Source organism: Vibrio sp. 378, from assembly GCF_033339435.1.
The window spans coordinates 1-679 of sequence record NZ_JAWOUO010000601.1 but is presented as its reverse complement, the minus strand read 5'-3'; the positions used below and the strand labels follow the sequence as shown (position 1 = coordinate 679).

Sequence of the window (679 nt, the reverse complement as noted above, 5' to 3'; positions counted from 1 at the left end):
TGTGCGTGCACGAATGATTTTATCTTGGTTGTCATGACGTGCGCGTTTGGCGGCACTGTTTAATGCTTCGTCGATGACGCGCGCAACGACATTGGTTTCCGTTAGAAGAATGGTTCGTAGATAGCGCACTGCATCATTTTCATAGCAATCGTCCACGGCCAATACTCGATACGACAGTGGCTTTTCGATGCCCGCGACTTGCGACTTGCCTGCAAACTCGGTAAACGAAACGTGAATGATTTCACCAAGGTTGTATTTAAATGCGCTCGGGACTTTAAATTTTGCCCCAGAGCTCGACAAATCGATGCTTAATCCATGAAGGATTTGCCCTTTGGCGCGGCGAATTTCTACCTGCGACTGAACCTTCAACCGCTTTTCTTGGCGTTTTAAGTCGTAACCGAGGTGAACCGGTTCTGCGAGAAAGGGGCTTTTAGGATCGGTTAATGAATGAGACTTTTCCTGTGTGGCGAGCTTGCTCATCACACGAAAGTTATTGCGCGTGTTGACCAATGCTTCCCACATGCCTTCGGTGTAGGTGCCAAACTTTTTAATGTTCTTGTGATAAGCATTAAAAGCGACATCGTCCAACCAATGCGAAATGCCATCTAAAACATATTCACGACATTCGCCTTTGACGCGACCACGTAAATCAATGCTCTTCTTACATGGTGCCATAAGA

Annotated in this window: 1 protein-coding gene; it reads right to left on the bottom strand. The window is 46.7% G+C overall.

What is annotated here, in order from left to right; all coding sequences use genetic code 11:
- The coding region (locus tag R7Q48_RS27780; protein WP_318133507.1) for a PilZ domain-containing protein at window positions 1-679 on the bottom strand (679 nt) is incomplete at both ends.